The following is a 2,233-nucleotide window of genomic DNA, read 5'->3' on the forward strand; positions in this document are numbered from 1 at the left end:
GCGGCCGTAACGGATGGTCTGCTGCAGCTGGGCGTAGCTCGAGCCGTAGATGAACGCCTGCGGATGGGTCAGGTTGGGCGCGCCCATCGCCGGGGTGCCTTTGCCTTCCGGCCCGTGGCAGGCCACGCAATTGGCGGCGAACAGCTTCTTGCCGTTTTCCACGTCGGCCTTGGCGTCCTTGGGCAGGGTGCGGCCATCGAGGTTGGTCAGCACGAACCCGGCCACATCGGCCACGCCCTGCTCGCCGATCACTTCGGCCCACGCCGGCATCACGCCGTGACGACCGCCCATGATGGTGGCCTTGATGGTCTCGGGCTCGCCGCCCCAGCGCCAGTCGTCGTCGGTCAGGTTGGGGAAGCCGTAGGAGCCCTTGGCGTCGGAGCCGTGGCATACCGAGCAGTTGGAGGCGAACAGGCGGCCACCCATCTTCAGGGCTTGCGGATCCTTGGCCACTTCTTCAATTGGCATCGCTGCAAATTTGGCGAAGATCGGCCCGAACTTGGCATCCGAACGCGCCATTTCCTTTTCCCACTCGTGCACGCCGGTCCAGCCCGACTCGCCGTTGGCAAAGGCCACCTTGTTTTCGTTGTCCAGGTACTGGTAGCCCGGCAGCAGGCCTTTCCAGTTGCCCAGGCCCGGGTACAGCACCAGGTAGCCCAGGGCGAACACGATGGTGCCCACGAACAGCATGAACCACCACTTGGGCAGCGGGTTGTCGTATTCCTCGATGCCGTCGTAGGCGTGGCCCACGGTTTCTTCGGTGGTTTCGCTGCGCTGGCCCTTGCGGGTGGACAGCAGCAGCCAGGTCAGGGCAAAGATGGTACCCAGACTCAGAACGGTGACGTACAGACTCCAGAAGGTAGTCATTCTTTGTTACTCCTAGAAGCGCTCGCTTGCGCTTGCTCGACGTGCTTGCTGGCTTCGGGATCATCCGCGAAGGGCAGCATGGTCGCTTCGTCGAACTCGGACTTGCGCCGAGAACTGAATACCCACAACGCCAGGCCGATGAAGGCCACCATCACCACGACGGTGCCCAGGCCACGAATCATCCCGATATCCATCAAGGTCACCGTTTGCTTTTGATGATGGTGCCCAGCCCTTGCAGGTAGGCAACCAGAGCGTCCATTTCAGTCTTGCCCTTGACCGCGTCGCGGGCACCGGCGATGTCCTCGTCGGTGTAGGGCGTGCCGAGGGTACGCAACACTTCCATTTTCCTGGCGGTCAGCTTGCCGTCGAGGGTGTTCTCCACCAGCCACGGGTACGCCGGCATCTTCGACTCCGGCACCACGTTGCGCGGGTTGTACAGGTGCGCGCGGTGCCAGTCGTCGGAGTAGCGGCCGCCGACGCGGGCCAGGTCAGGCCCGGTACGCTTGGAACCCCACAGGAACGGGTGGTCCCACACGCTTTCACCGGCTACCGAGTAGTGGCCGTAACGCTCGGTTTCGGCGCGGAACGGACGGATCATCTGCGAGTGACACTGCACGCAGCCTTCACGGATGTAGATGTCGCGGCCTTCCAGCTCCAGCGCGACGCGGGGCTTCATGCCCTCGACCGGCTTGTTGGTGACGTCCTGGAAGAACAGCGGGACGATCTGGGTCAGGCCGCCGATGCTCACGGCGATGACCATGAAGAAGGCCAGCAGGCCGATATTCTTCTCGACTACTTCGTGCTTCATCAGTGAGCTCCAACGACAGCGATCTGAGCGGCGGCTTCAGCTTCGGCCGGCTGCGAGGCGCGGACGGTGCGCCAAACGTTGTAGGCCATCAGCAGCATGCCGGAGGCGAAGAACGCACCGCCCAGTGCACGCACGATAAAGCCCGGGTGGCTGGCCTGCAGCGCTTCGACGAAGGAGTAGGTGAGGGTGCCGTCGTCGTTGATGGCGCGCCACATCAGGCCCTGGGTGATGCCGTTGACCCACATCGAGGCGATGTACAGCACGGTGCCGATGGTCGCCAGCCAGAAGTGCGCGTTGATCAGGCCCACGCTGTGCATCTGCACGCGGCCATAGATTTTCGGAATCATGTGGTACAGCGCGCCGATCGAGATCATCGCTACCCAGCCCAGAGCGCCGGCGTGTACGTGGCCGATGGTCCAGTCGGTGTAGTGCGACAGCGAGTTGACGGTCTTGATCGCCATCATCGGGCCTTCGAAGGTCGACATGCCGTAGAACGCCAGCGATACCACCAGAAAGCGCAGGATCGGGTCGGTGCGCAGCTTATGCCAGGCGCCCGAC

General features: G+C 63.4%; 4 protein-coding genes. All 4 read right to left on the minus strand.

Annotated elements, in window-relative coordinates; all coding sequences use genetic code 11:
• The coding region (gene ccoP, locus DN388_RS22460; RefSeq protein ID WP_255002105.1) for a cytochrome-c oxidase, cbb3-type subunit III at positions 1-867 on the minus strand (867 nt) is incomplete at its 3' end.
• Positions 864-1,061 carry a CcoQ/FixQ family Cbb3-type cytochrome c oxidase assembly chaperone gene (locus tag DN388_RS22465; RefSeq protein WP_043862418.1) on the minus strand — a complete coding sequence of 66 codons (198 nt, stop codon included), beginning with the start codon at positions 1,059-1,061 and terminating at the stop codon, positions 864-866. The genes ccoP and DN388_RS22465, both read right to left, overlap by 4 nt.
• 5 nt (positions 1,062-1,066) lie before the next feature.
• Complete coding sequence (gene ccoO, locus DN388_RS22470) at positions 1,067-1,675, minus strand: cytochrome-c oxidase, cbb3-type subunit II (RefSeq protein ID WP_043862385.1); 609 nt, start codon at positions 1,673-1,675, stop codon at positions 1,067-1,069.
• Positions 1,675-2,233: cbb3-type cytochrome c oxidase subunit I (locus tag DN388_RS22475; protein WP_255002106.1), on the minus strand; the 559-nt coding region annotated here is incomplete at its 5' end. The genes ccoO and DN388_RS22475, both read right to left, overlap by 1 nt.

Origin of the sequence: Pseudomonas sp. S12(2018) (assembly GCF_024355235.1) — a bacterium.
GTDB classification, from domain to species: domain Bacteria; phylum Pseudomonadota; class Gammaproteobacteria; order Pseudomonadales; family Pseudomonadaceae; genus Aquipseudomonas; species Aquipseudomonas palmensis.